The 26587-nt window shown below is 71.1% G+C and carries 27 protein-coding genes and 1 pseudogene; 22 read left to right on the top strand and 6 right to left on the bottom strand.

Annotated elements, in window-relative coordinates; translation table 11 throughout:
* The first annotated feature begins 68 nt into the window (after nt 1-68).
* From AB0E05_RS29370 to AB0E05_RS29400, 7 genes are all read left to right on the top strand, one after another.
* Nucleotides 69-1250 (top strand): cytochrome P450, encoded by a 1182-nt coding sequence (locus AB0E05_RS29370; RefSeq protein ID WP_361969097.1) that lies wholly within the window; start codon nt 69-71, stop codon nt 1248-1250.
* Between the two features lie 73 nt (nt 1251-1323).
* On the top strand, nt 1324-1836 hold the full coding sequence (locus AB0E05_RS29375; RefSeq protein WP_361968930.1) for a hypothetical protein: 513 nt from the start codon (nt 1324-1326) through the stop codon (nt 1834-1836).
* A 16-nt stretch (nt 1837-1852) separates the two neighbouring features.
* A complete protein-coding gene (locus AB0E05_RS29380; protein WP_361968932.1) occupies nt 1853-2488 on the top strand; it encodes a hypothetical protein in 636 nt (211 codons plus the stop codon).
* A complete protein-coding gene (locus tag AB0E05_RS29385; protein ID WP_361968934.1) occupies nt 2488-4128 on the top strand; it encodes a putative T7SS-secreted protein in 1641 nt (546 codons plus the stop codon). The genes AB0E05_RS29380 and AB0E05_RS29385 overlap by 1 nt, the downstream gene beginning before the upstream one ends.
* Nucleotides 4129-4147: 19 nt before the next feature.
* Nucleotides 4148-4471, top strand: coding sequence for a hypothetical protein (locus AB0E05_RS29390; protein WP_361968936.1), 324 nt, complete (start codon nt 4148-4150; stop codon nt 4469-4471).
* Nucleotides 4468-5739 (top strand): YrhB domain-containing protein, encoded by a 1272-nt coding sequence (locus tag AB0E05_RS29395; protein WP_361968938.1) that lies wholly within the window; start codon nt 4468-4470, stop codon nt 5737-5739. The genes AB0E05_RS29390 and AB0E05_RS29395 overlap by 4 nt, the downstream gene beginning before the upstream one ends.
* A 130-nt stretch (nt 5740-5869) precedes the next feature.
* A complete protein-coding gene (locus AB0E05_RS29400) occupies nt 5870-6451 on the top strand; it encodes an HD domain-containing protein (RefSeq protein ID WP_361968940.1) in 582 nt (193 codons plus the stop codon).
* Here AB0E05_RS29400 and AB0E05_RS29405 read toward each other — a convergent pair whose 3' ends face one another.
* Nucleotides 6452-6871: a hypothetical protein gene (locus tag AB0E05_RS29405; RefSeq protein WP_361968942.1), complete on the bottom strand. Its 420-nt coding sequence runs from the start codon at nt 6869-6871 to the stop codon at nt 6452-6454.
* Nucleotides 6872-6933: 62 nt separating this feature from the next.
* Here AB0E05_RS29405 and AB0E05_RS29410 point away from each other — a divergent pair, with 62 nt between their 5' ends.
* Together AB0E05_RS29410 and AB0E05_RS29415 are read left to right on the top strand one after the other, a co-directional pair.
* A complete protein-coding gene (locus AB0E05_RS29410) occupies nt 6934-7683 on the top strand; it encodes a class I SAM-dependent methyltransferase (RefSeq protein WP_361968944.1) in 750 nt (249 codons plus the stop codon).
* Nucleotides 7680-8585, top strand: coding sequence for an aminoglycoside phosphotransferase family protein (locus AB0E05_RS29415; protein WP_361968946.1), 906 nt, complete (start codon nt 7680-7682; stop codon nt 8583-8585). Before AB0E05_RS29410 ends, AB0E05_RS29415 begins: the two co-directional genes overlap by 4 nt.
* A gap of 22 nt (nt 8586-8607) precedes the next feature.
* Here the strand turns inward: AB0E05_RS29415 and AB0E05_RS29420 are convergent, their stop codons facing one another.
* Nucleotides 8608-9294, bottom strand: coding sequence for an ABC transporter ATP-binding protein (locus tag AB0E05_RS29420; RefSeq protein ID WP_361968948.1), 687 nt, complete (start codon nt 9292-9294; stop codon nt 8608-8610).
* 2 nt (nt 9295-9296) lie between these two features.
* Nucleotides 9297-10760 carry an ABC transporter permease gene (locus AB0E05_RS29425; RefSeq protein WP_361968950.1) on the bottom strand — a complete coding sequence of 488 codons (1464 nt, stop codon included), beginning with the start codon at nt 10758-10760 and terminating at the stop codon, nt 9297-9299.
* 218 nt (nt 10761-10978) lie between these two features.
* On the opposite strand from AB0E05_RS29425, the gene AB0E05_RS29430 reads away from it, so the two are divergent.
* From AB0E05_RS29430 to AB0E05_RS29460, 7 genes are all read left to right on the top strand, one after another.
* Entirely contained in the window at nt 10979-11641 is a 663-nt protein-coding gene (locus tag AB0E05_RS29430; RefSeq protein ID WP_361968952.1) for a response regulator transcription factor, read from the top strand.
* The gene (locus AB0E05_RS29435; protein WP_361968954.1) at nt 11638-12945 is read left to right on the top strand and encodes a HAMP domain-containing sensor histidine kinase; all 1308 of its coding nucleotides are present in this window, start codon (nt 11638-11640) and stop codon (nt 12943-12945) included. The genes AB0E05_RS29430 and AB0E05_RS29435 overlap by 4 nt, the downstream gene beginning before the upstream one ends.
* Nucleotides 12946-13073: 128 nt before the next feature.
* A complete protein-coding gene (locus tag AB0E05_RS29440; RefSeq protein WP_361968956.1) occupies nt 13074-13331 on the top strand; it encodes a hypothetical protein in 258 nt (85 codons plus the stop codon).
* A complete protein-coding gene (locus AB0E05_RS29445) occupies nt 13306-13836 on the top strand; it encodes a DUF6879 family protein (RefSeq protein WP_361968958.1) in 531 nt (176 codons plus the stop codon). The genes AB0E05_RS29440 and AB0E05_RS29445 overlap by 26 nt, the downstream gene beginning before the upstream one ends.
* Before the next feature lie 29 nt (nt 13837-13865).
* Nucleotides 13866-14714: a helix-turn-helix transcriptional regulator gene (locus tag AB0E05_RS29450; protein WP_361968960.1), complete on the top strand. Its 849-nt coding sequence runs from the start codon at nt 13866-13868 to the stop codon at nt 14712-14714.
* A 97-nt stretch (nt 14715-14811) separates the two neighbouring features.
* A complete protein-coding gene (locus AB0E05_RS29455; RefSeq protein WP_361969099.1) occupies nt 14812-15036 on the top strand; it encodes a DUF397 domain-containing protein in 225 nt (74 codons plus the stop codon).
* Between the two features lie 65 nt (nt 15037-15101).
* Nucleotides 15102-15590, top strand: a complete 489-nt coding sequence (locus AB0E05_RS29460) for a hypothetical protein (RefSeq protein ID WP_361968962.1) — start codon at nt 15102-15104, stop codon at nt 15588-15590.
* An 89-nt stretch (nt 15591-15679) separates the two neighbouring features.
* Here AB0E05_RS29460 and AB0E05_RS29465 read toward each other — a convergent pair whose 3' ends face one another.
* Nucleotides 15680-15886, bottom strand: coding sequence for a hypothetical protein (locus tag AB0E05_RS29465; RefSeq protein ID WP_361968964.1), 207 nt, complete (start codon nt 15884-15886; stop codon nt 15680-15682).
* Nucleotides 15883-16302 carry an ATP-binding protein gene (locus AB0E05_RS29470; RefSeq protein WP_361968966.1) on the bottom strand — a complete coding sequence of 140 codons (420 nt, stop codon included), beginning with the start codon at nt 16300-16302 and terminating at the stop codon, nt 15883-15885. The genes AB0E05_RS29465 and AB0E05_RS29470 overlap by 4 nt, the downstream gene beginning before the upstream one ends.
* A gap of 228 nt (nt 16303-16530) precedes the next feature.
* Here AB0E05_RS29470 and AB0E05_RS29475 point away from each other — a divergent pair, with 228 nt between their 5' ends.
* The 3 genes and pseudogenes from AB0E05_RS29475 to AB0E05_RS29485 all read left to right on the top strand — a co-directional run bounded on the left by AB0E05_RS29475 (nt 16531) and on the right by AB0E05_RS29485 (nt 18664).
* Complete coding sequence (locus AB0E05_RS29475; protein ID WP_361968968.1) at nt 16531-17487, top strand: helix-turn-helix transcriptional regulator; 957 nt, start codon at nt 16531-16533, stop codon at nt 17485-17487.
* Nucleotides 17447-17572: pseudogene (locus AB0E05_RS29480) on the top strand (DUF397 domain-containing protein); the annotation flags it as partial. The gene AB0E05_RS29475 and the pseudogene AB0E05_RS29480, both read left to right, overlap by 41 nt.
* Before the next feature lie 114 nt (nt 17573-17686).
* The gene (locus AB0E05_RS29485) at nt 17687-18664 is read left to right on the top strand and encodes a helix-turn-helix domain-containing protein (protein WP_361968970.1); all 978 of its coding nucleotides are present in this window, start codon (nt 17687-17689) and stop codon (nt 18662-18664) included.
* 25 nt (nt 18665-18689) lie between these two features.
* Here AB0E05_RS29485 and AB0E05_RS29490 read toward each other — a convergent pair whose 3' ends face one another.
* Complete coding sequence (locus AB0E05_RS29490) at nt 18690-18992, bottom strand: hypothetical protein (protein ID WP_361968972.1); 303 nt, start codon at nt 18990-18992, stop codon at nt 18690-18692.
* 348 nt (nt 18993-19340) lie between these two features.
* Here AB0E05_RS29490 and AB0E05_RS29495 point away from each other — a divergent pair, with 348 nt between their 5' ends.
* The 3 genes from AB0E05_RS29495 to AB0E05_RS29505 all read left to right on the top strand — a co-directional run bounded on the left by AB0E05_RS29495 (nt 19341) and on the right by AB0E05_RS29505 (nt 26576).
* Nucleotides 19341-20753: a TerD family protein gene (locus tag AB0E05_RS29495; RefSeq protein ID WP_361968974.1), complete on the top strand. Its 1413-nt coding sequence runs from the start codon at nt 19341-19343 to the stop codon at nt 20751-20753.
* 81 nt (nt 20754-20834) lie between these two features.
* Complete coding sequence (locus tag AB0E05_RS29500; RefSeq protein ID WP_361968983.1) at nt 20835-21836, top strand: NAD-dependent epimerase/dehydratase family protein; 1002 nt, start codon at nt 20835-20837, stop codon at nt 21834-21836.
* A 162-nt stretch (nt 21837-21998) separates the two neighbouring features.
* Nucleotides 21999-26576, top strand: coding sequence for an RHS repeat-associated core domain-containing protein (locus AB0E05_RS29505; protein WP_361968985.1), 4578 nt, complete (start codon nt 21999-22001; stop codon nt 26574-26576).
* The last annotated feature ends 11 nt before the right edge of the window (nt 26577-26587 follow it).

Consider the following 26587-nt stretch of genomic DNA (forward strand, 5'->3'; position numbering starts at 1 on the left):
CGCACGCGTACCCCTCGTCCCGGACCGAAGCGTCCCGCACCGGTGGTGCGCGCCGCGCCGTCACGCCCATGCTGTACGGCCCGGAGCTGGACGGCGACGCCCTGCCCGCGTTCTACGAGGAGCTACGGCGCTCCCACGGCCCCGTCGCGCCGGTGACGATCGCGCCGGGCATCGCCGCATGGCTCGTGCTGGGCCATCGCGAACTGCTCCGGCTCACCCGCGACGAGCAGGACTTCTCCCACGACCCGCGCCGCTGGACCCCGTTCCGCGAGGGCCGGGTGCCGCCCGAGTCCCCGATCATGCCGACGGTGGGGTGGCGCCCCGCGCTGCTGTACGCGGACGGGCAACTGCACCGCCGGATGCGCTCCGCGGTCTCCGCCGCGCTCTCCCGCATCGACGGCCACGAGCTCCGGCGTGACGTGCGCGCCACCGCGGAGGCCCTGATCGCCTCCTTCGCCTCCCGCGGCGAGGCGGACCTGGTGGCGCACTACGCCCGCCGGCTGCCGTCCCAGGTGATCATCCAGCTCCTGGGCCTCGACGAGCGCACCGGCCAGCAGTTGGTGCACGCGATCACGGGCGTGGTCGCCGCGAACGCGGACTCGGTGAACGCGAGCAGGCGGATGAACGCCATCCTGCTCTCCCTCATCGCCGAGAAGCGCCGCACCCCGGGCTGCGACCTCACCTCGGCGCTGCTGCACCACCCGGTGGCCCTCTCCACCGACGAGGTGCTGCACAACCTGGTCGTCATGTTCACCCTCGGCAACGGCACCACGGTCGACTGGATCGCCACCACCCTGCGCGTGCTCCTGTGCGACCCCGCCTTCCGCTCCTCCCTGACGGGCGGCCACCTCACCGTCGACGACGCCCTCGACCTGGTCCTGTGGCGCCACCCCCCGACGCAGAACGTCCCGGCCCGCTACGCCACCCGCGACCTCACCTTCGGCGGACGCCACATCGGCGCCGGCGACATGCTCCTCCTCGGCATCGCCGCCGCCAACCAGGACCCGGAAGCCCTCCCTCCGACCGGCTCCCCCGTCATCGGCAACCGCGCCCACCTCGCCTTCGGCGCGGGCCCCCACACCTGCCCGGCCCAGGACCCGGCCCGCCTGATCGCCCGCACGGCGATCGACACCATCCGCCACCACCTCCCGGACCTGGAACTGTCGGTCCCGGAGTCGTCGTTGGCATGGGTGAAGTCCCCGTGGAGGAAGAGCTTGGCGGCGCTGCCGGTGCGTTTCCGGCCACGGTGACCACGCCCCGATCCGACTGCTCCCGGCCCATGGTTAGGGTCGTCAAGCCGTAGGAGCAGTGCGGAGGGTGGGGATGAGTTCCGGAACGGATCCCGGTTTCGCCGAAGAATGGCGCCAGTTGAAGGAACGGGCGCTGGCCCGCCGTGCCACGACGGCTCCGTCCGCCACGTCCGGCGCAGCGGTGGCCTCGCCGGTCGCCGTGGACGTCGAGGGCCCCGTGGAGCAGGCCCGGGCCCGGCTCACGGCCTTCCGCAGCCGCCTTGCGCTGGTCCCGCTGGACGAGGGAGACGGCCTGCTGACCGTCTCCTTCGGCAGTCTCGACTGGATCTGCGCGTTCACGGACGAGGATGCCCTTGCCCGGTTCGCGCGCGCCCGCGACGAAGCCGGACGGGAATGGACCTACCGAAAGGTCACCGGGGCCCTGCTGTTGGACGAGGTGGTGCCCGCCGCCGGCTTCCCGTGTGGGGTGGCGCTGGACCCGGCCGGGCCGGACCCGGTCATGTACCCGCCCCTGCGCGGGATCGTTCCGGACCGGGCAGCCCTGGACAGGGGCGACATTCGGCCAACAGGTCCGCTGAGCAGCTGACGACACATGGGGGGACATGAGCAAGGGTGACGGCGACCTCGCCGCGTCAGAGGCGGCCATCGCACAGATCACGGGTGGCATCGCCAAAGCGCTGGCCGAGCTACGCGAGCTGGGCATGGTGGGCTCCGCGAACGCGGGGCGGGGCTTCTCGGACATCGCGCTGTCGGGCCTGCAGACCGGCCACGACGGGCTGACGTCCGCCTTCGGCACGTACTGCGAGCGCTGGGAGTGGGGCGTACGGAAACTGATCGGCGACGCCAACGAGTTCGCCGAGGATGTCGGTCTTGCCGCGGGGGCCCAGTTCGAGACGGACCAGTACGTCCAGGGGAGCTTCAAGGTCCTGGTGAACGCGGGCATGGGCAACCCCTACGCGTCGGAGGAGGAGGTGATCGCCAAGGACTGGGGCGATGTGCTGTCCAGCAACCCCTACACCCACTTCCGGGACGCCGATTACAGCAGCGAATCCTTCGAGCGCGCCGACGAAGCCTCGAAGCAGGCGTGGCAACAGACGCTCCGGGACGTCAACGAGTCCAACACCGCGCTCGCCCCCCGTCTCGTCGACGCGGTGGGTCTGCGCGACGAGGTGGACGGCTTCGTCGACCGCGTGGCTCCGCCTCAGCCCCCTGCGCCGGAGCGGGAAGGCGAACGCTGATGGTCGATCTCGGCGACCTCGCCAACAAGGGCTTGGGCAAGCTGGAGGACGGCCTGGACGCCGGCAAGAAGGCCGTCGGCGAAGGCATCGACTGGACGACCGACCGCATCGGCGACGGCTTGGAGTACGTCGGGGCCGAGGGGGTCGCCGACGATGTCGAGGACTGGGGTGACGGCGTCGCCTCCCGTCTCGGGGCTTCCATCAGGGAGCAGCGCCTGGGAGAGACGGAGCAGGCGAACGAACTGGTCCACGGCTCGCCCTCGGCGATCAGGGCGTCGGCGAAGCACCTGGGCGACTTCCGGTCGGCGTTCGACGGCGTCGGCGAGGGCATGAAGGCGCTGAGTTCGGAGAGCTGGCGGGGAGAGGCAGCGGATGCCTTCCGCGCGAAGTTCGCGATGCACCCGGCGGAGTGGTTGAAGGCGGCCGACTCCTTCGAAGCCGCCGGCAAGGCGCTCGCCCGGTACGCGGACACCGTGACCTGGGCACAGGAGCAGGCCCACCAGGCAATCGACCTGTACAAAGCAGGTCGGCAGGCGTCCCGTGACGCGGCGAGGGCGCACAACGACAAGGTGGACGCCTACCGGACGGCCGTCTCGTCCGGAGGTGACCCCGGCCCGGCACCGGAGCCGTTCTCCGACCCCGGACTCGCCCAGCGCAAGCAGGCGCAGGACGTCCTCACGGAGGCCCGCCGCCAACGCGACGCGGTGGCCGGCACGGTCCAGGAGGCCGTCGAAGCCGCGACGCGCCACGCCCCGGCCGAGCCTCCCCCGCTGGACCGCGCCCTGGCGAACCTCTCCGACACGCGCACGGCACTCAACACCGAGCTGGCCCACGTCGGCGGCGGCATGATCAAGGGCACCGCCGGCATGCTGAACTTCGCCCGGGGCCTCAACCCGCTGGACTTCTACAACCTCTCGCACCCGGCGGAGTTCAAACAGAACCTCAACCTGACGGCCGCGGGCATCGTCTCGACGGCGGCGAACCCGGAACGCATTCCGGGGGCGCTGATCGCCCCTTTCAAGGACGACTTCAGCGAGGGCTTCGGTCGTCTGCTGCCCGAGCTGGCAGGCACGAAGGGCGCGGGCGCGGCCCGCAAGGGCACACAGGTGGCGGGCAAGCCGGGAAGCCCGCCGAACGTTCCCGAGAACAATTGGGCCTCCCTCGCGCGCAAGACGAAGGAGGTGAAGGAACCGTCCATCCACGCGGACTCGGTCTCGCCCGATGAGGCGCAGAAGTTCCTGGACGACCGGTATCCGTGGCTCAAGGACGTGAACAACACGGGGCATCCCGGCTATGTCGACAACTGCTCCTACAATGTCGTCACGGTTGACAAGCGTCTCGACGGCATCGAAGTCGGAGCTGCACGTAGGGACGAACCAGGGCACGTCCCCCTCAAGGAGTTGGGGGTTGATTGGGACGCGTACAAGCCTGTTGACAACTACGACGACATCATTAGCAGTCTGAAGGAGCGCGGGGACGGCTCACGGAGCATCGTGCACATCGAGCGACCAGACGGCACTGCCCATGTGTTCAACGCGGTCAAAACACCGGACGGCGTCGTGTTCCTGGACGGGCAGAGCGGGACGCTGGCCGTGCTGGAGCGCGGGACCACGCAAATCTGGCACGTCCCCTATCGATAGGTAAGGCGAAATTCTTCCCATGCTCACCAAAGAACAAGCCATTGAGGCTGCTCGGGCCCACATCGAACAGGCCTATGCCCACAGGTTGCCCGACGAGGCGCCGTGGACCTTGGTCGTTCTCCCCGACAAGTCTTATGCCTACTGTGCGGGCTGGATCATCTGGTACGACTCCGAGGAACGACTCAAAAGCGGACGGCCGTGGGACGGTCCCTTCACGAAGGTCCTGATCGTGCCCGGCGACGGCTCCGCACCCTACGGTCCGCCGACGAACGCCTCAGTCGAGGAGTTCCAGCAGTTCCGTGACACCGGCGTGTGGCCGCCCCACCTGCGGGCGTCGTCGTGATCGCCACCCCTGTGGACGTCGTTCGCCACTGGCTCCAGCACACCTACCACGGACTCGTCGAACTCGCCGTCCCCCAGCCCGTAGCACAGGACGCCCACACCTGGCTGTTCTCCTGCCGGACCGTCGCGACGCCCGGGTATCCGCAGACGCCGATGCTGGCCGCGTCCGTGGTCGTGCCCAAGGACGGGAGTCAGCCCTTCCACCCCGCCGCGGACGACCCGTTCGGTGACGCCTCCGCGTACCCCCGTACGCCCCCGGAGCAACGCACTCCTCAGGCCCGGGCGCGGCGGTTGAACGCCCGTGGGTGCATCGTCACGTCGGCCGCGCAGATCGCCGGAGGGGCGGCGTCCTCCCCCCTGCCGTGGCAGCCTGCGCATGAGGCGCCCGGGTGGTGGGAGCTGCTGCTCCGCCGCTACTTCCCGACCGCGGAGCAACTGCGCTGCCGAACCTGGGACGAGGTCATCCGGCACGTCAAGGAGACCGGCCCGGGTACGCACGGCGTGGTGTGGGTGCGCCGCGCCGTCGGCGGTGCGGAAGCCAGCGGACACCTGATGAACGTCCTCAACGACGGCGGTGACGCGGTGTTCCTCGACGGCATGAGGGGCGGCCTCGGCCGTTTGGACACGACCGGTGTGGTCGAACTCGTCCTCGCCCGGGCCGGCGGCTCCGCGCCGGCGACCGCCGGCGACCTCGACGCGGCGCGCCGCAAGGCGGAGGCATGGCTCCGCGGCGCGTATCAGGAGCCCGTGGAGCTGGTCGCGCCGAACCCCGGTGACGAGACCGCCCGCGGCTGGTTGTTCGCCATCCAGACGACCGCACATCGACGCGGGGGCGACTGGCAGGACGCGATGGTCGACGCGTCCCTCGTCGTCCCGAAGGACGCCGAGCCGCCCTTCCTTCTCCCGAACTCGGATCCATGGGCCCGCTTCGCCGCGTGGGACCGCGGCGAGCCCGTCGGCCCCACGCCCGCACCGGGTCCGGCGGCCTGGTTCGCCCCCACGATGCGGCAGCTCGGCCAGGTGCTGTCCGTCACCGACCACACGACGCTCAGCCAGGCGGTGGGTGCACTCCACGCGCTTCCACCCGGTGCGCGGGCGTTGGTGTGGGTCCTGCGGGCGGACGGTCAGGGTCGTTCGGCGACCGGACTCCTGCTCACCGGGTTCCACTCGCCGCAGGGCGTCGTGGGTCTGGTCGACGGCTCGGCGCGGGAGTTCACCGGAATCGACGGGCTGCGGGAATGCGGGGTCCGGGTCATCCGATACCGGTGACTGGGATCCTGTACGTCCGCTGCGCGGGCTCGCCGCAGAGCTGCGCCAGGCACCGGCGTAGACGGGAGCTCGCCGAAGTGCACTACGTTCCACGCGACAACCGCGCATGACACCCCGGAGGACGCACTTCATGGCGGACCAAGAGCAGGAGCAGGCGAGGGGCACAGCGGGCTTCCTGCTGGAAATGGGGGCGTTGAAGCGCGCCAAGCGGTCCGGATGGTGGATCGCCGGGGTCAAGGACCCCGAGACCATCGCCGAGCACAGCTTCAGGGTCGGCCTCATCGGCTCCGTGCTCGCCATGATGGAAGGGGCCGACCCCGCGAAGACGGCCCTCCTCGGGCTGTGGCACGACACCCAGGAAACCCGTGTCGGCGACATTCCGCACATCGGCCGGCGTTACCTCGAAGCCGCCAGCAATGAGAAGGTCACCGCCGACCAGGTGTCGGCCGCGCACCCCGCCGTGAAAGCCGGTGCCCGGCAGATCGTTGAGGAGTACGAGAACGGCGACTCCCTCGAAGTGGTCTGCGCGCACGACGCGGACAAGCTGGAATGCCTGCTCCAGGCCATCGAGTACCGCGAGCAGGGCTGTTCGAACGTCCAACCGTGGATCGACAGCAGCATCGCGAAGCTCAGGACGGCCTCCGCTCAGGCCCTCGCCGAAGCCGCACTCAGCATGACCTCGATCGATTGGCAGCAGACGTATCTGCGCTGATCAATCCCCCGACGGTGCCTCCGTCGCCCCGCCGTCGCCCAGCGCCGCCAGCACCCGCGCCCGCAAAAGCTCGTACTCCTCGTGGCGGCGCGGCAACCGGCCCGGGGGGCGCTGGACGACGCGGCCGGGGGTGACTATCTGGCCCTGGCGGAACTGCTCGCGCGTCAGGTCGGCCTCGGTGGCGTCGGGGAGTTGGTTCCACCAGTGGTAGCCGTGGTCCGCGCCGTCGAGGGTGACTTCGCCGACGACGAGGGCGCCGCCGAGCAGGTCGTGGACGACGAGGGCGGTGACGTCGCACTGGCCCCACGCCGGGTTGTCGGGTGTCCACGCCGACCGTTCGGCGTCGTCCGGGGAGCAGGTGTCGGCGGCCCAACTGGCCTGCAGGGCCCGGGCGATGTCGCTGAGTTGCCAGGTGGTCATGGGGTCACCGTGGCGGACGGCACTGACAATCCGTCCCGGGGGCGCCTGACTACGCTGCTCCGATGGAGCGCCCCGACGAGACGAACGACTACGACAGCTTCTCCGCCGCGTACTCGGCGGAGAACGAGAACAGCCTCGTCAATGCCTACTACGAGCGGCCCGCGATGCTGGCGCTCGCCGGCGACGTGGCGGGGCGTCGGGTGTTGGACGCCGGCTGCGGGGGCGGGCCCCTCAGTGCCGCGTTGCGGGAGCGGGGGGCGGTCGTCACCGGGATCGACGCCAGTGCTGGGATGGTCGCGCTGGCCAGGGAGCGGCTGGGGGACGGCGTCCCGCTGCACGTGGGCGATCTGGGCGACCCGCTGCCGTTCGGCGACGGTGCGTTCGACGACGTGGTGGCGTCGCTCGTGCTGCACTATCTGGAGGACTGGGGGCCGACGCTGGGCGAGGTGCGGCGCGTGCTGCGGCCCGGGGGGCGGCTGATCGTCTCGGTGAGTCATCCGTTCACCTCGTACGCGCATCGGGAACCCCGGCCCGATTACCACGCGACCACCAGCTACACCTTCGACTGGGCGTTCAACGGGCGGTCCGCGCAGATGCGGCTCTGGCGCAGGCCGTTGCACGCGATGACGGACGCGTTCGTCGCGGCCGGGTTCCGGCTGTCCGCCGTCAGCGAGCCGCTGCCCGATCCGGCGGCCCGGGAACTGTTCCCGGAGGGCTTTCGGGACCTTTCGACGCGGCCCAACTTCCTGTTCTTCGTGCTCGAACGGCCGGGCGGTCGCGGTTCGCCCGCCCCGTACAGTGGATTGGCATGACCGAGCCCCAGATCGAGATCACCGCAGACCTGGTCCGTGACCTCTTGCAGGAGCAGCATCCCGACCTCGCGGGGCTGACCGTCCGCGAAGTGGCGGGCGGGTGGGGCAATCAGATGTGGCGCCTCGGGGACGACCTGGCCGTGCGGATGCCGCGTACGGAAGGCGCCCCGGACCTGCTGCGCAAGGAGTGCCGGTGGCTGCCCGTGCTGGCGCCGCGGCTGCCGTTGCCGGTGCCCGCCCCCGTGCGGGCCGGGGAACCCTCCGCGCGCTTCCCGAAGCCCTGGACGGTCATGACGTGGGTCCACGGCGAGCCGCTGGACCGCACCGTGATCAGCCGTGCTGAGCACGCCGCCGACGCTCTGGCGGGCTTCCTCAAGGCGCTCCACGTGGAGGCGCCGGGCGACGCGCCGGCCATTGCGGACCGCGGCGCCCACCCCGGCAAGTACACGGACGGCTTCGACTACTTCTTCCGCGCCGTGGACGACCTCGGCGCCCTCGCGGACGGCGTCCGGGCCGTCTGGGAGGACGCGGTGGCGGCGCCCGCGTGGCAGGGGCCGCCGGTGTGGGTGCACGGTGACCTCCACCCCGCGAACGTCGTCGTCGTGGACGGGACGCTCGCCGGGGTGATCGACTTCGGTGACCTGTTCGCCGGCGACCCGGCGTGGGACCTCGCCGCCGCGTGGGTGCTCCTTCCCGAGGGCGCCGCCGCGCGCTTCTTCGCCGCGTACGGGGACGCGGACGAGGCGGCGGTACGGCGCGCCCGCGGGCTGGCCGCGTTGAAGGGGCTGTTCCTGATGTTGATGGGGCAGAACGGGGACCGGGGCCTGCCCGGCGGCAAGCCGGCGTGGGGGCCCGCGGGCCGGGCGGCGCTCCAGCGGGTGGTGCGGGACGGTTCGGTGTGAGGACAGGGCGTACAAGTTGGGGCTAGCGGGCGCTCAGCTTGCCCCGCTTGAGTTGCAGCACCTCGTCCGATGCGTCCGCGACCTCGCGGGAGTGCGTCACCACCACCACGCACTTGCCCTCGTCGTGGGCGAGCTTCTGGAAGACGGCGACGATGTCGGCCGCCGTCTCGTGGTCGAGGCTGCCGGTGGGTTCGTCGGCGAAGAGGATGTCGACCTCGCAGGCCAGCGCGCGGGCGATGGCGACGCGTTGCTGCTGGCCGCCGGAGAGTTGCAGGGTGCGGCGGTGGTGGTCGGCGGGGTCGACGCCGAGGAGGTCGAGGAGTTCGGCCGCGCGCTGCGCCTTCCTGCCGCCCCGCACCCCGGTGATCTCCATGGCGGAGGTGATGTTCTGGACCGCCGTCATGTACGTGAGCAGGTTCAGCGACTGGAAGACGGTGGCGACGTGGCGGTTGCGGTAGCGGCCGAGGCCCAGTTCCGCGACGTCCCGGCCGCGGAAGCGGACGCTGCCGGAGCTGGGTGAGTCCAGGCCGCTGGCGAGCGAGAGCAGGGTCGTCTTGCCGCTGCCGGAGGGGCCGATCACGGCGTACATGCGGCCGGGTTCGAAGGCGTAGCTGACGCCCTTGAGCACGGTGCGCTTGCGGTTGCCGCTCTGGTAGGAGCGGGTGACCTCGGTGAGTTCGAGGACGGGTGCCGGCGTGGGGGAGGTCATCGTCAGGCGCCCTTCGTGAGGATGTCGCGCGGGTGGAGGCGCAGCACGCGCGCGCCGGGCAGGAGCGTGGCCAGGGCGGCGATGCCGAGGCCGGTGGCGCCGACCTTGGCGATGTCCGCGGCGCCGAGTCGTACGTCGAGCGAGTCGATGGGCTCGGCGTCCGGGTCGTCCTCGGCGGGGACCGGGACGGGGCCTCCGGAGCCGATGGTGGTGCTGCTGTTGCCGGCGGCGTCGTCGTCCTCGTTCGCCGCGGACTCCTTGGCGGAGGACACCTCGCTGGACAGCAGCCGGTCCCCGACGGCCTGGGACAGGAACTGGCTGCCCGCCGCGGCGAGTCCGATCGCGATCAGCGCGCAGGCCACGACCTCCACCAGGTGCTGACCGAGCAGCTTGGGCTTCTTCTCGCCGAGCGAGAGCAGGATGCCCAGCTCCATGCGGCGTTCGCGCAGCGAGGAGGCGACGATGAGGGCGAGGATCACGGTGCCGGCGAGGGCGACGAGCCAGACGGTGACGGTCGCGAAGTCCGCGGTCTTGGTGATGGGGCCGACGAGTTGCCTGTACTGCTTGTCGTTGACGGTCATCGGGAAGATGTCGAGGTCGGCGCCGGCGGCCTTCGCGTCCTTCTTCAGCCGGGTCATGTCCGCGGGGTCGGCGAGGGTGAAGGTGGCCTGCTTGACCACGCCCCCGTCGGCGGCCGGTTTCAGGCCGAGGAGCAGGGTGCCGCCGTCCGGGGTGACGTACAGCTGGTTCGCCGGGTCCATCATGGGCGGTACGTAACGACCGGTGTCCGCGGTGCCGCTGGCGTACACGCCGACGATCCTGAACGTGAACTCGCTCTCGTTCTTCTTCTGTCCGGGCATCGGCAATTCACCGACCTTCAGCTTGATCCCGTCGCCGACCTTCCAGCCGTTCTGCTGGGCGAGGCGCTGTTCGACCACGACTTCGTCGCGCTTGCTCTTCGGGCCGATTCCGCGTCCGGCGACGATTTTCGCGTCCCCGTTCCGGAACGCGGCAACGGACTGCTGGTCGCGTACGCCGTCGGCCTTGAAGAGGTCGATGGCCGCGTCGGCGGCGCCGGGCGGCGGCGGCACGGCCCGGTACAGCTTCGCCGCGGCGGTGGGCGCGGCGGACGTCTCCGTCATGTAGTTGCACTGCTTGACCACGGGTGACGTGCAGATCTTGTCGACCAGCCCACGCGGCAAGTCACCCTTCGGACCGATCAAGCCGGGCATGGCGCCGTTGCTCTCGGTGCCCCCTCCCGAGTCGATCAGGGCGTTCACGTCCAACTGCATGGTGACGACGGCGCCGACGCTCTTCTTCGCGTCGTCGGCCGCCCGTGCCGCCGCGGACTGGATGAGGAATCCGGAGAGCACCAGGGTGCAGATGACGAAGAAGAGACCGACCAGCATCAGGGTCTTTCCGAGGTGGCTGGTCAGCCGCCACCACGCCCGTTTGAAGAGGTTCATTGCGTACGACGACTCCTTGCCCGGCGAATTCGGTGAAATCGGAAGTCAACGTAGCCAGGCGCCGATTTGGGTGGCGTTTGTCGGGCGGACGGTCCGGGCCGGCGCTCATACACGGTTCACATACCGGGTCTGATAGGTGTGGGGAGCGTTGGTGTCCGGGGTGTCGAATGCGCCGGGAATTCACAGGAAACGGGTGCGGGATAAAGGGGGCGCGGGTCGTGCGCGTGCTGGTGGTGGAGGACGAGCAGTACATGGCGCGGGTCCTGGAGATCGGGCTGCGCCGCGAGGCCATCGCCGTGGACGTCGTGCACGACGGGGAGGCGGCCTTGGAGAAGCTGGCGGTGTACGACTACGACGCCGTCGTCCTCGACCGCGACCTGCCCGGCGTCCACGGCGACGAGGTCTGCCGGCGCGTGGTCGCGATGCGTCTGGAGTGCCGCGTCCTGATGCTCACCGCCGCGGGGCGGCTGGGCGACAAGGTCGAAGGGCTCGGCCTCGGCGCGGACGACTACCTGGCGAAGCCGTTCGACTTCCCGGAGCTCGTGGCCCGGCTGAGGGCCTTGTACCGGCGCAGCCCCATGGTCCACTCCCCCGTCCTCACCTTCGCCGACCTGGCCTTCGACACCCATCGCCGCCGCGTGTTGCGCGCGGGGCGCGAGGTGCGGCTCACGCCGAAGGAGCTGGCGGTGCTGGAGCTGCTGATGCGCGCCGAAGGCGGCGTGCTGAGCGCGGAGTACCTGTTGGACAAGGCGTGGGACGCGCACACGGATCCGCTCACCAATGCGGTGCGTCTGGTCGTGCACACGTTGCGGCGCAAGCTCGGTGAGCCCCGGTTGGTGCACACGGCGATCAGCGCGGGCTACTACCTGGGCATCAAGTGAGGCGCCCGTCCTGGCCGGGCCCGAGGTGGCCCGGGCGAACCAGGTGGACCGGGGAGGCCGTCCCGACCGGGCGCCCCCTCCGCCCCGGGCGGACCCGCAGCATCCACGCCCGGCTCTTCCTCGGCTTCGCGGGCGCCCTCGCCGCCTCCGCCGTGCTGATGGTCGCCGTCATCTACACCGGCATGCGGTTCGTGCCGACGTACGACTTCCAGGAGACCGTCCTCGTCACGGACCCCGACGTGCCGCACTCGAAGCCCTGGTCGGAACTGAACCCGGTGCCCGGCATCGGGGAGCCGTTCCCCGAGTCCAGCGCACCACCGGGGGTCCGCCCCGGCCCCACGGTGGGCGGGTCGATCAGCAGCAAGGAGGACGTCTGGAACGCCGTGCTGTGGCTGTCCGTCTGCGGGCTCCTGCTGGTGACGGCGATCGGCCTGGCCGTCGGCTGGCGGCTGTCGAAACGCCTGCTCGCGCCCCTGGGCGACATCAGCCGGGCCGCCGCGCAGGCCGCCGACGGCCAGTTGCAGTACCGCATCAACGCGGACGGCCCCGCCGACGAACTCAAGCAGCTCGCCGACACCTTCGACACGATGCTCGCCCGTCTTGAGGAGTCCTTCGCAGCCCATCAGCGCTTCGCGGCGAACGCCTCGCACGAACTGCTGACCCCGCTGGCGACCACCCGCGCCGTCCTCCAGATCGCCGCGGCCGACCCCAGCGGCGAGGAGTTCGCCGAGCTCGCCCCGATGCTCGTCGAGACGAACGAACGCAACATCACCATCGTCCAGGCGCTCCTGGCCCTGGCGTCGGCCGACCACGCCCCCTTCGACCCCGAGCCCGTCGACCTCGCCTCCCTCGCCGCGGACGTGACCGCGGAGCGCACCGCGCGGGCGACCGCGGCGGACCTGCGCCTCGACGCCGACGTCGAGCCCGACTGCACCGTCCCCGGCAACGCGACCCTGCTCCGCCAGCTCCTGCTGAACCTCCTCGACAACGCCCTTGCGTACAACGAGCCCGGCGGCTCGGTGCACCTCGCGGTCCTGCGCGAGGACGACGTCGTGATCGAGGTGGAGAACACCGGCCCCGTCGTCGACGACGTCGTGGCCGGCCGTCTCTTCGAGCCCTTCTACCGCCAGCAGTCCCGCGTCACCAGCGACCGCTCGGGCCACGGCCTGGGCCTCGCCATCGTCCGCTCGATCGTCCACGCCCACCACGGCACGGTCACGGCCCGCGCGAACCCGAAGGGCGGGCTGACGGTACGCGCGGAGCTGCCGCGGGCGTCCGGACGTCAGCAGGGCGCCGGTCGGTAGGCCGGGCGAGAGCGTGGCCGATACCCAGCGCCTCCGCCCACCGAAACGTCCCGTCCGCCTTGACGACGCGCCCCCGGGGCAGGACGCTCGTGCAAGCTGGCGCAAGCCACACCACACCGGAGGCAGCCATGACACTGCGATTCATCGGGATCGATCCGGAATCGGGCCAGCACGGCTCCCCCACCGTCTGGGTGGACACGACGAACCGGGAACTCGTACTTCAGGGGTGGAAGCCGGGCAAGAAGTTGAAGGCCGAGTGCGCAGCGTTCGCGGCGCCGGGTCACGCGCCGGGCATTCCGTCGCACGAGGCGGTGATCCGGATTCCGGCCCGGATGGTCCCAATGCTCAGGAAGGCGTGTGATGTCGCAGAAGGCACGGAGCTTTGACGAACTCCTCGCATCGGCACGCCGCTCGGCCGTGCACCTGGAGATGCGTGACTCCTACGCCGTCGGCGACGAGGCCGCCGATTTCGCGAACTGGCGGCGCACGGGCCGACGGGACGTCGACCCGGCGTCCGACTACTGGGTGCCCTGGGTCGACCTGGTGCGCGCCACGGTCGCCCGGGGCGTGGCCGTCCGGCGGGCCCGGGTCGTGTCGGAGCCGGTGACGGAGTACATCCGCTACGAGCACGCCGGCACGGTCGTCAACGTGCACGCCGGCGAAGAGGTCCGCTGGCTGCCGCGTCGGCGCGCATCGGACATCGCCCTCCCCGGCAACGACTGCTGGATCTTCGACGACGAGACCGTGCTGTTCAACCACTTCACCGGGGACGGCGCCTGGTCGGAACCCGGGTGGGAGGTGCGGTCCGAACCGGCCGTGCTGCGCCTGGCGACGGCCGCGTTCGACACCGTCTGGTCGCGTGGCGTTCCCCACGCCGAGTACTCCGTCTGAGCCGCCGAACGAAGACCGCCCTCCACTCCATGTCTGCGTCTCCGTCCTCCAGCGCCCAGACCGCCCGTGCAGCCATTGCCGAACGTCTCGGCGGCTTGCGCAGAGAAGCGGAGCTGAGCGGGCAGGAACTGGCCCTCCGCTGCGGCTGGAGCCCTTCGAAGTCCTCCAGGATCGAGGGGGCCAAGACCCCTGCGTCCGACGCCGACATCCGCGCGTGGTGCCAGGCGTGCGGGGCGCAGGACCAGATCGACGACCTGATCGCCGCCAACCGCCGGGCGGAACAGATGTGGGTCCACTGGCGCAAGCTCCACCGGCACGGCATGCGCCGGGCTCAGGACGAGGTCGTCCCGTTGTACCGACAGACCCGTCACTTCCGCGTGTACTGCTCGAACCTGGTCCCGGGGATGCTGCAAACCGAGGCGTACGCGACGGCGCTGCTCTCGACCATCGCCGCGTTCCAGGCGACGCCCGACGACTCGAAGCAGGCGGCGGCGTCACGCGTCGAGCGCTCGAACGTGCTGCACGACGGCGACCGGCGCTTCGCGTTCCTCGTCGAAGAAACGGTGCTGCGCTACCGCATCGGCGACGCGGACGTCATGGCAGGCCAGCTCGGATACCTGCTGGCCGTTATGGCCCTGCCGAACGTGAGCCTCGGGGTCGTCCCCTTCACGGCGAGCCGGCGCGTCTGGCCCTTGGAGGCGTTCTACCTGTTCGACCGCCGTCAGGTGAGCGTGGAACTCCTGACCGCTGCGGTGAACGTGACGGCGCCGAGCGAGATCACCACGTACGCCGAGGCGTTCGCCGAACTCGCGGAGATGGCGGTGTACGGGGCCGCAGCCCGGAGCCTGATCTCGGACGCGATCAACTCTCTCGGGTAGTCCGCGTGCAAGCCTGTGCAAGAACGTGGCCCGCCGCCTCCGCCCGTCCCTACCGTCAGGTTCCGTCAGCCTCCGACAGAGCAGGAAGGGCATGACGATGACCGATCTGTACGGGCTCCCCCTCGCGGACGCGGAGTTCTCCACGGCGTGCGGCGGCAACACCCATCCGGACGGCGAGTCCTGCGTGACGCTCGCCCGCATCGGCCCGGACGCGTGGGCGCTCGGCGACAGCAAGCGGCCGGACCTCCAGGCGTTGCGGTTCACCACCGCGGAGCTGGACGCGGCCGGGGTCGACCCGACGCGGTTCGGGCTCTCGGCCTGACCCCACCCATCGGCCCTCGCCCCGCGCGGGGGCCGTTCAGCGTCCAGGACGGGATCGGAGCAGTCGTGCACCACCACGGCTACGCGTGGGTCGGCGAGAAGAGGACGTTCGACGACGAGGCCGTACGTCGCCCTCCGCACCCGCACCCGCCCCCACCCGCCGCGCCCGGCGACGCCGTCGCTCAGCGGCTCCTGGACCGCTACCGCGAGGTGGTGGCGGAGTTCGCCGTCACAGACCTTCCGCCGATGCAGACCGCGCACTGGCTCCTCAAGCCCGCCGCCACGGTCCGCGGCACCTGGACCGAGCCCAAGGAAGCCGGCACTTGGCTTGCCGACCGCCTCGCCGAGTACGCGCCGCGCTTCGCCCACGGACCCGAGCGCGACCCCGCACGGCTCGCGCTCCTCGTACGCGTCGCGGTGGAACGATCGGCCTGGGGCGGTGACGTGTCCCTGGGCCACTACCTGACCGGCACGCTCTTCCACTCCGTCGCACTGGTCACCTGCTCTCCCAACCGCACCGACCCCGTTCTCCCCTGCCCGGTCCGAAAAGACTGAGCCCGCTCAGAGGCCGCCCCCGCGCCCGCCCGCGGACAGGGAATCGCGGGAGGGCGTGGGCGCAGGGGCGGCCGGTTCATGGGGTGGGGTCAGAAGAGCGCCGGTTGGTACGCGCAGGAGGGGTGCTCCCCGGGCGTCGGGCCCGGGGTGAGCAGCGGTACGCACTCCGGGCACGCGTAGTGGATCGCACCGTCCACGCAGCCGTACGGAACCGGCGCGTACGTCACCCGGCAGCACAACGCGCACACCGCGGTGAGCAGTTCCGGCGCCGGCCCCGTCAGCCCGTTCACGTTCACGGTCCCGGCGTGAAGGTCTTGGGAGCCGGCGGCCGGTCCGGTACGGACAGCTCCGCCCACACGCATTTGCCCGGGCCCATCCGGTTGGCCACGCCCCACCCGTCCGCCAGCGCCTCCACCAGCCACAGCCCGCGCCCGCCGACCGCCTCCGGACCCGGCTTGACCACGTGCGGCCAGCCGTCGCCCGTGTCGTGCACCTCGATCCGCACCGCGCCGCCTTCGACCGCCACGGAGCAACGCGTCTCGATCTGGCGGCCCGGGGAGGTGGACGCGTGCCGCACGGCGTTCGTCAGCAACTCCGAGAGCACGATCAGCGCGGCCTCCTCGATCCCCGCTAAACCCCACCCCGCGAGCTCCTTGCGGAACTCCACCCGCGCCCTGCCGACGGACCGGGGGTGACGACTCCACCGCGACACCCAAGTTCCCCCGTGGCAGGGCCCGTTCATGTCTTGCCTCGCTTCCTCAGTCCTTCTCGAATGGCCCGCTCCGGATGCGAATAAAACAGCTTTTAATAACCGGAATCATCTGATCCTTAATCAGATCAGGTGAAAAGCTATGGGCCTGGTGATTCAAGGATGCCGGCTCGGAGTTAGCTTCGACAGGTCAAAAGCGTGTCAGCGAGGGACTGTCACAAGGAGACGGCCATGGGGCGACGCAACGACAACCAGAACGAGCATGCCAGCGCGGCGACTTCCGCGGCGCTGTTCGGAGCGCTGCTGCGGGAGCACCGCAAGGGCGCGGGCCTGTCGCAGGACGAGCTTGCGGGCAAGATCCCCTGTGACCGGTCGCTGGTCGCGAAGGTGGAGGCAGGGGTAAGGGTTCCCCAACTGCCGTTCGTCATGCGGTGTGATGAGGTGCTGGGCACGGAGGGGCTATTGGCCAGGCTCTGGCCCAAGGTGGACTGGTACCAGCGGGTGGACCATCCGGACTGGTTCCAGCGCCGGGCGGACATGGACGCGCAGGCGACGTGCTTGCGTTCGTATCAGGCTCTCGTCATGCCAGGACTTCTCCAGTCCGACGAGTACGCCTTCGCCCTGTTCTCTCGAAAGATGGATGCGGACGCCGCCAGGGAGCGCGCCGACGCGCGACTCAGTCGACAGCAGCGGTTTCTGGACCCGGACGGTCCGGTGCTGATCGTCGTCCTCGACGAGAGCGCTCTTCGCAACGTGGTGGGCAGTCAGTCGATCATGCGTGCCCAATGTGAGCATCTTCTCGCTCTCGGGCAGCAGCCGAACATCCGCGTGCAGGTCGCGCCGGCCCACCTTCCTCTGATCCGTCCCAACACCTCAATGTCGCTGATCACACTGCCCAATGGTCATCGCTGGGTGTATTCGGAGTCACTGGACCAAGGCCACTTCACCGACGATCCCACGGTCTACGAGCGACATGCCCAGACCTATGATGTGCTTAGAGCGGACGCCCTGTCCGCACGTGAATCCGCCTTGTTGATCGGCGACTTCATGAAGGGGTACGCCTGCGATGGATGGCCAGCTCAGCGCGGCAACGTGGGTCAAGAGCAGCTACAGCGGGGACAACGGCGGCGACTGCCTCGAAGTCGCCCTCGCATCTACATGCGGCACCACTATCGCCGTCCGCGATAGCAAGAACCCGACCGGCCCGGTCCTGCACCTCGCCCCCCGTGCCTTCCGCGGGCTCGTCTCCTACGCCAAGAACTCCGCCGCCTGATCCGCCGTCGTGGCGGCGGCAGGCGGTGCGTCCTCGGAGCAGGTCCCGTCACCGCTCGTCGCCGTCTCCACGGACGGGGTCCCTCCGGAAGAGCGGTTTGCCTGGTGGGCCGACATGGTTGGCGAGAAGGTGGTGCCCGTCGCCATCGACAGCCCGCATGCACCCACATTCCGCGGGTCCGCCCTGGGCATCGACTTCGGTGACGGGGCGCAACTCGCCGGATTCTCCTTCTCTCCCATGGTCGCCACCCGGCAGCACCGGCACATCCGGCGCTCCGACCCGGAGGCCCACTACCTGATGCTCGTCCATGGGCCCCCGATCGGCCTGGCGCAACGGCGGTCCGACGTGCTTCTCAAGGTCGGGGACATGGCTCTCTACGACACCTCGCACCCCCTGGACGCCGAGTTCGTCGACCACGGCCGGCTCTCCCGGACGACCCTGTTACGGCTGCCCCGCGCCTCGCTCCCGTTCCCCCAGGACGACGTGGACGGACTTCTCGCCCAGCGCTTGGCACCCGGCACCGGTACGGGCGCGTTGCTCGCGCACTTCATGGCCTCGCTGCGGCAGCAGTCCCCCGGGCCCGAAGAGGTGCGGCGGCTCGGGCGGATCGGGACCGACCTCGCCCACGCCTTCCTCGCCGAACGGCTGGACGCGGGGCGCGCGCTCCCCGTCGAGTCCCGGCAGCACGTCCTGCGCGTTCGGGTGGACGCGTTCATCGAACGGAACCTGCACGAGCCCGCGTTGACGCCGCCCGTCATCGCCGCCGCGCACCACGTCTCCGTACGCACCCTGCACCTGCTCTTCCGGGACCGGCCGGAGACCGTCGCGGCCACGATCCGGCGTCGGCGGCTGGAGCGCGCGCGGGCCGAACTCGCCGACCCGCGCGCCCGGCACCGTACGATCGCGGACGTCGCGGCGCGGTGGGGCTACCGCAGCGCCGCCGACTTCAGCCGGGCCTTCCGGGCCGCGTACGGCACCACGCCCTCCGAGGCGCGCCGGTCCGCCGTGGCACCCCGTGCTGCCACGGACCCGGACGCGCCCCGAAGGAACCCACTCAGCACGAGCGGCACTCCGCCGTCGCACTCCCGCTGACGCGCCTGCCGTCCTGGAACCGCATTCAGACGACGACGTGCACGCGGAGGAGGTACAGGAAGAAGGGATAGGTCCCTCCCACGAAGAGGCACTGGAAGGAGGACCGGTAGCCGCGCGACGCGTGGTAGAGCCTGTGCTGCTGGCCGGTTACCACGCACTGCGGGTAGATGTGCACGCCCGCGTGGTAGGTCCACACCGCCGAGGCTGACGCGCGGGGTGCCGCCGCAGCCGGCGGAGCGGAAACCGCGACTCCTCCGAACGCGATGGCGAGCGCGGCCAGCGCCGCTGCGATCCGCTTCTTCCGGACCGTTGGTCTTTGGTTGCTCATGAAGGCGCCTCCAAAAGGGCTCGTGCGCGCATGCCGTCGACTGGCTGTCGATGGGCTCGATGGGCCGTCCGAAGACAGGTCCACTGTCGGACCCACCGCCCCCACCGGTCGCTAGCACGGAGCGCAGACCCGCTTCACATCGCGCGCAGGCGCGGCCCGCGCCGCTGAACCGAGCACCACCTCGGCACGTGTCCTCAAGCACCGGGCGGAAGGACAGGAGGACGCCGTGGACGAGTTGTTGGTGCGGGTCGGCTGAGCGCCCGACGGGTGGATGGTGGGCGGGGGTTAGGATCCGTCCACGATTCATCCGAGGGGTTCAGGGGTTCATCCGAGGTCGGGGGGCGACCAGTGGCGGATTTGATCAAGGGAGCCAATTCCTTCGTGCCGACCGTGGCGCTGCGGGTCGGGGTGCAGCGGGGGCTGGACACCTCGGCGCTGCTGCTGGCCGCGGGCGGGCGCGTGCGGGGCGACGCGGACATGGTCTTCTACGGGCAGCAGGTGCATCCGTCCGGCGCGGTGCGCCACCTCGGTCCGCACACCGGGACCGATTGGCTGCACGTCGACCTGCCGCAGGTCGAGGACGCCGTCGAGCGGGTCGTTATCGTCGCGTCCGCCGACGGCGGCACGATCGGGGACGTCCCGGAGCCGGCGGTGGAGGCGTACGCGCCGGACGGCACGGTCGTGGTGCGGTACGTCGTCACGGACGCCAGCACCGAGACCGCGTTCGTCTTCGGGGAGTTCTACCGGCGGGCGGGCGGATGGAAGTTCCGGGCGGTGGGGCAGGGGTACGCCGACGGGCTCGCCGGGCTCGCGACGGACTTCGGCATCGACGTGGCGGAGGACGACGCGGAGAACGGTGCCGGTGCCGGTGCTGCACCTGCCGTGGCACCGGGGCCGCCGCCCTTCAAGGTGCCTGCGCCGCCGGTGCAGCCGGCGATGCCGCCGGAGTTCCAGGCTCCGGCGCCTCCGCCGGCGCCGCTGTCGGCACAGCCGCTGCCCACCCAACCGCCGTCCGCCCAGCCTTTGGCGGCCCAGCCTCAGTCGTACCGGCCGATGCCGCCCCCGCCGCCGCCCGCCTTCCCCTTCCCGCCGATGCAGCCCATGCAGCCGGTACAGCCGATGGCGATCCCGGCACCGGCACCGGCACCCGTACCGGTGCCGGCACCCGCCGTGCCCGACTGGACCTTCGGCCCGGTCTTCGAGCCGTTCGTCTACGAAGGCCGCGGCGACCAGGTCGTCTCCGCGCCCCGCACCATCCCGACGGGGCCGGTCATGGTGGAGTTCGACCTCACCCGGTGCCGGGACCAGTACGCGTACGCCTACTCCCTCGACAAGTGGAACAAGGACGACGACCTGCTGCTGAACACCAACCTGGACAACACCTGCCACCGCGCCCTCGCAAAGGTGCCGAAGGTCCGCCGGCTGCGGATGAACGTGCACGCCAGCGGCGCCTGGACCCTGCGCGTGCTGCCGCTGGTCGCCGCCCGCCGGCTCCAGGGGACGTTGGAGGGCCGCGGCGACGAGGTCGTGCTGTACACCGGCCCCATCTCCGACCTGCGGTTCGAGTCGCGGGGCGAGGGCCACGTCTACATGTACGGCTACGAGGTCGACGGCCGCACCGAAGTGCCCGAGGACGACAGCCTCCTCCTAGTCAACGACAACGACGACGTCAACACGAGCACCCCGCTGCCCGCCGGACCGCTGCTGCTGAAGCTGGTGGCGGAGGGCTCCTGGACGATGCGCGCCGATCCCGTCGACTGAGCCGCTTCGGCCGACCCGCGTCGGCTGAGCCGTCGGCGAACGTCCCTGGATCTCTTCGAACCCCGCTGGTTGCATGACGGGATGGAGATCCTCGTACTGGGTGGAACGGCGTGGGTGGGCCGCGAGGTGTCGCGGCAGGCGGTCGAGCGGGGGCACCGGGTCACGTGTCTGGCCCGCGGGTCGAGCGGGGCCGTCGCCGACGGCGCCCGGCTGGTCGTCGCCGACCGGCGCGAGTCGGATGCGTACGAACAGGTGGTGGACCGCGACTGGGACGCCGTCGTGGAGGTGTCGTGGCAACCGGGCTTCGTGCGCGGGGCGCTGGCCGCGCTGCGCGACCGGGCGGGGCACTGGACGTACGTCTCCAGCGTCAGCGCGTACGCCTCCCACGGCGTCGTCGGCGCCGACGAGTCCACGCCGCTGCTGCCGCCCGTCCCCGCCGACCGGGACGAGGCCGACCGGGACGCGTACGGCGGGGCGAAGGTCGCGTGCGAGCAGGCGTCGGCGGGCGCGGTGGGCGACCGGCTGCTGATCGCGCGCGCCGGTCTCATCGGCGGTCCGGGCGACCACAGCGGACGGACCGGCTACTGGGTGGCGCGCGCCGCCCGCGACCCCCGCGGACCGCTGCTGGTGCCCGACGCGCCCGCCCTCCCGACGCAGACCGTCGACGCCCGGGACCTGGCCTCCTGGCTGCTGGACTGCGCCGGGGCCGGGCGCACCGGCACGTACGACGCGGTCGGCCCGGTGGTGCCGTTCGCCGAGTGGGTCGCGCTGTCCCGCGCCGTCGGGGGCCACGCGGGCGAGGTCGTGTCCGTCGACTCGGCGTGGCTGCTGGAGCGGGGCGTGGCCGAGTTCATGGGCGCCGAATCGCTGCCGATGTGGGTGGTCAAGCCGGGCTGGGAGGGCTTCTCGGCCCGGAGCGGCGCGGCGGCGTCGGCGGCGGGCCTGCGGCACCGCTCGCGCGAGGAGCTGCTGACGGACGTGCTGCGGTGGGAGCGGGAGGAAGGGTTGGACCGGGAGCGCCGGGCGGGGCTCAGCACCGGTCGGGAGCGCGAACTGCTGGCGGCGCTCGACCGGACGGTGTGACCCGCTTCCCGTACCTCACGTCTGGTGAAGGCCATCATGTGGTGAAGGGCGTCACCGGCGCGGCGCAGAGCCTGTCCGAGAACGACGTGGGTCATTCACGGCAACCGTGCGATGGTTGTTCGCAGTTGAGGCACTGATGACCACAACGGGGGTTGGTGGGTCGTGGGTTACACGATTCCTGAGGGCGTCGACACGATGTTGGACGTCGTGGGCGTGGGCTGGCCGAACGTCGACGAGGACGCGTACCGCGACATGGCGGACGCGCTGCGGGAGTTCGCGACGGACGCGGACGACGACGCGGGCGCGGCGCACGGGCACATCCAGCGGTTGTTGTCGACGGGGCAGAGCGAGTCGCTGACGGCGCTGGATGCGCATTGGAAGAAGGTCCAGGGGAAGAACAAGGACCTCGCGGGCGCGGCCCGGATCATCGCCGGGGCGCTGGACCGGGTCGCGGACATCATCGTGGCGCGGAAGATCGCGGCCGTCGGTGAGTTGGCTGATCTGTGTGCCACGGTCGGGATCGCCCTGGCGGCGGCCCCGTTCACCATGGGACTCACCACGCTCCTCGCCGGTGGGAAGATCGTCGCCACCCGGATCGCGTTCAAGAAGATCCTCAAGGAGATGGCGGAGGCGGCGGTCGCGGAGATCACCGCCACCCTCACCCAGCCCGCCGTGGCCGCGCTGGAGAGCATCGTCACCGATCTGGCGATCCAGACCGCGATGGACGTGACCGGCGCGGACGGCAGCACGCAGATCAACTCGGCGGGAGGCGGCGGCAGCGGTGGTCCCGGCGGGACGTTGGGCATCGATCACGACGCGCACGGCTCGACCGGCAGCAGGCTGGCGAACGTCCAGGTGTCGATGGACGGCCGCGCGAAAGGCAAGATCGACAAGGCCAAGGGGCACCACGGCCGCGCCAAGGGCAAGGACTCCCTCACCGCCGTCCTCGACGGCACCATCGAAGGCGTCGTCGAGAAACTCATCAAGGGCCACAAGCACCTCGGCGACCACGTGGGCAAGAAGCTCCCCGACGCCCTCGGGCAGAGCTCCAAGACCCACAAGAACACCGACAAGGACGTCGACGACCGCCTCAAGAAGATCACCGGCAGCGGCAAACGCGACACCGACGACCTCACCGGCAAACGCACCAACCCCAGCGACCCCGCCCGCAAACACCCCGACGACGTCTCCACGAACCCGAACCGTGCACGGCGGGCCTTCGACGACGCGGACGGCGACCGCAAGCACTCCGACGGTCCCAACCAGGACAAGGACCGGGACAAGACGGACGACGGCACCGACCCGATCGACCTCGCGACGGGCCGGATGTACCTGCCGCAGACGGACGTGCTGCTGCCGGGCGCGCTGCCGTTGGAGTTCAGCCGCCGCGTGGAGTCCGGCTACCGCTTCGGGCGGTTCTTCGGCCCGTCGTGGTCGTCCACGGTCGACGAGCGGTTGGAGGTGGACGCGGAGGGCGTGGTCCACGTCCTGCCGGACGGCCGACTGCGGACGTATCCGCATCCGACGCCCGGGGCGCCGGCGCTGCCGGCGGTCGGCTCGGACCTGACGGAGCTGGTGCGCACCGAGTCCGGCGACTACGCGCTGACCGACCCCGTCACCGGTCTCGTGCACCACTTCGCCGCCCCGCTCGTGCCCGGCGGGGACGGGAACGGGGGCGGGGACGCGTGGCTGGTCCAGGTGTCCGACCGCAACGGCAACACGGTGTCCGTGGACCGGGCGGACGACGGCACCCCGCTCGGCCTCGCGCACTCCGGCGGCTACCGGCTGGCGCTGACCGTGGCCGAGGGGCGGGTCACCGCGCTGGACCTGGTGACCGCTCAGGGCGATCTCCGCCGCATACGTACGTACGGCTACGAAGACGGCAACCTGACCGCCGTCACCAAGCCGTCGGGCGCGGTGCTGGCCTTCGGTTACGACGAGCGGCGCCGGGTGACGTCCTGGACCGACTCCAACGGCCGCCGCTACGACTACGCGTACGACGAGCGGGACCGCTGCATCGCCGAGGGCGGCGAGGCGGGCCACATCGCGCTGAGGCTGGCGTACGGCGAGCGGGATCCGCAGACGGGCCACCGCACGACGACGCTGACGACCGCGGACGGCGCGGTGACCCGCCACCTCATCGGCCGCGGCAACAGGATCCTGGCGACCACCGACCCGCTGGGGAACACCACGCGCCACACGTACGACGTACGCGGCAACCTGCTCACCACGACGGACCCGCTGGACCGGACGACGGCGTACATCTACGACGGTCAGGGCCGGCTGGAGGTCGGCGTCCGGCCCGACGGCACCGAGGTGCGGCTCGTCCGGGACGAGTCCGGGCAGCCGGTGGAGGTCGTCCGCCCGGACGGGACGCGGCTGCGCGGGGAGTTCGACGCGCGGGGCAACCAGGTCGCCCTGACGGACGGCGCCGGCCACACCACGCGGTACGACTACGACGACCGGGGCCGGCTGACGTCCGTCACGGACCCGGCGGGCGCGGTGACGGGGATGCGGTGCGACGCGGCGGGCCTGCCGGTGGAGGTGCGCGACCCCCTCGGCGGCACGACCCGCTACGAACGGGACGCCTTCGGCCGCCCGGTGCGCGTCGTGGATCCGCTCGGCGGGGTCGAGTCCTTCGAGTGGACGGCCGACGGGCACCTCGCGCGGCGCACGGCGCCCGACGGCGCGAGCGAGTCGTGGACGTACGACGGCGAGGGCAACTGCACCACCCACACGGACGCGATGGGTGCGGTCACCCGCTTCGAGTACACCCACTTCGACCTGCTCGCCGCGCGCACCGACCCCGACGGGACGCGGTACGCCTTCGAGCACGACGCGGCGCTACGGCTGACCCGGGTCACCAACCCGGCCGGGCTGACGTGGAGTTACGTCTACGACCGGGCGGGCCGGCTGGCGTCCGAAACGGACTTCGACGGCCGCACCCTCGCGTACGCGCGGGACGCGGCGGGCCAGGTCGTGGCGCGGACGAACGCGTTGGACGAGACGGTGGCGTACGAACGCGACCGGCTGGGCCGCGTGGTCCGCAAGGACGCGGCGGGCGCGGTGACGACGTACGCGTACGACCGCGCGGGCCGCCTCGCCCAGGCGGCGGGCCCGGACACGGAGTTGGTGCACCAGTACGACCGGCGCGGCCTGCTCAAGACGGAGCTGGTGGACGGCCGGGCCACGACGTACGCGTACGACGCGCTCGGCCGCCGCACGCGCCGGGTGACGCCCACCGGCCGCCGCACGACCTATGAGTACGACGCGGCCGGCCGCCGCACCCGGCTGACCAGCGGCGGCCACCGGATCGACTTCGCGCACGACGAGCTGGGCCGGGAGGTCGAGCGCTCCGTCGGTGACGTCCTGCGGATCACGTCGACGTGGGACGCGGCGGGCCGCCTGGCGACGCAGCAGCTCACGGCCCACGCCGGCAGCATCAACCACCGCGCGTACACCTACCGCGCGGACGGCCGCCTGACCGCCCTGGACGACGCCCTGCGCGGCCCCATGCGCTTCGACCTGGACGGCGCGGGCCGGGTCACCTCCGTCACGGCGCGGAACTGGACGGAGTCGTACGCCTACGACGCCACCGGCAACCAGACCGAGGCGTCCTGGCCGGACCGCCACGCGGGCCACGAGGCGACCGGCCCCCGCGCGTACTCGGGCACGACGATCACCCGCGCGGGCGCGGTCCGCTACGAACACGACGCCCTCGGCCGCATCACCCTCCGCCAAAAGCCCCGCCTGTCGCGCAAGCCGGACACCTGGCGCTACGAGTGGGACGCAGAGGACCGCCTCACCGCGGTCACCACCCCCGACGGCGCCCGCTGGCGCTACCGCTACGACCCGCTGGGCCGCCGCATCGCCAAGCAACGCCTGGCGGACGACGGCGCCACGGTCCTGGAAGAGACCCGCTTCACCTGGGACGCCACCACCCTCTGCGAACAGGTCACCCACTCCCCCGACCTCCCCCACCCGGTGGCCCTGACGTGGGACCACCAGGGCCTGCGCCCCCTCTCCCAGTCCGAGCGCCGCCTGTCCGCGGACGCGTCCCAGACGGAGGTCGACGAACGCTTCTTCGCCATCGCGACGGACCTCGTCGGCACCCCCACGGAACTCATCGACGAGTCGGGCGAGTTGGCGTGGCACACCCGCGCCACGCTGTGGGGCACGACGACATGGGCCCGCACGAGCACGGGCTACACACCGCTGCGTTTCCCGGGCCAGTACTTCGACCTGGAAACGGGTCTGCACTACAACTACTTCCGCCACTACGACCCGGAATCGGCGCGGTACGTGACGCCGGACCCGCTGGGGTTGGCACCGGCGCCGAACCCGGTTTCCTACGTCCCGAACCCGCTACGGGAGATCGATCCATTCGGGCTCTCTCCTTACAAGGTGCTGTACCACGGCACTCGCAACTGGCAAGGTGACGAGTTCTCACTGGACACGTCCACCTCGGAAAAGCGTGAGTACACGCCCAACGCCGGGGTGTACATGACCGACGACTTCAACCGGGCGGCCACCCAGTACGCAGGGCCTGATGGCGTCATCGTCCGCGCAGAGGTACCCAGCGACGTCGCGGAACGCGCCCTGCGGCTCCACGAGGGCCCCGCGGGCAATCTTCCGGAGTACTTCTTCAACACCCCCGAGGGCGTGGCACACCTCAATGCGAACTTGCGGGTGTTGCCACAGCGGGACGCGATCCTTCAGCATCTAATGGGAAATTTCTAGCGACATGGCAA

The sequence above is a fragment of the Streptomyces sp. NPDC048057 genome (assembly GCF_040653095.1).
Lineage (GTDB): Bacteria > Actinomycetota > Actinomycetes > Streptomycetales > Streptomycetaceae > Streptomyces.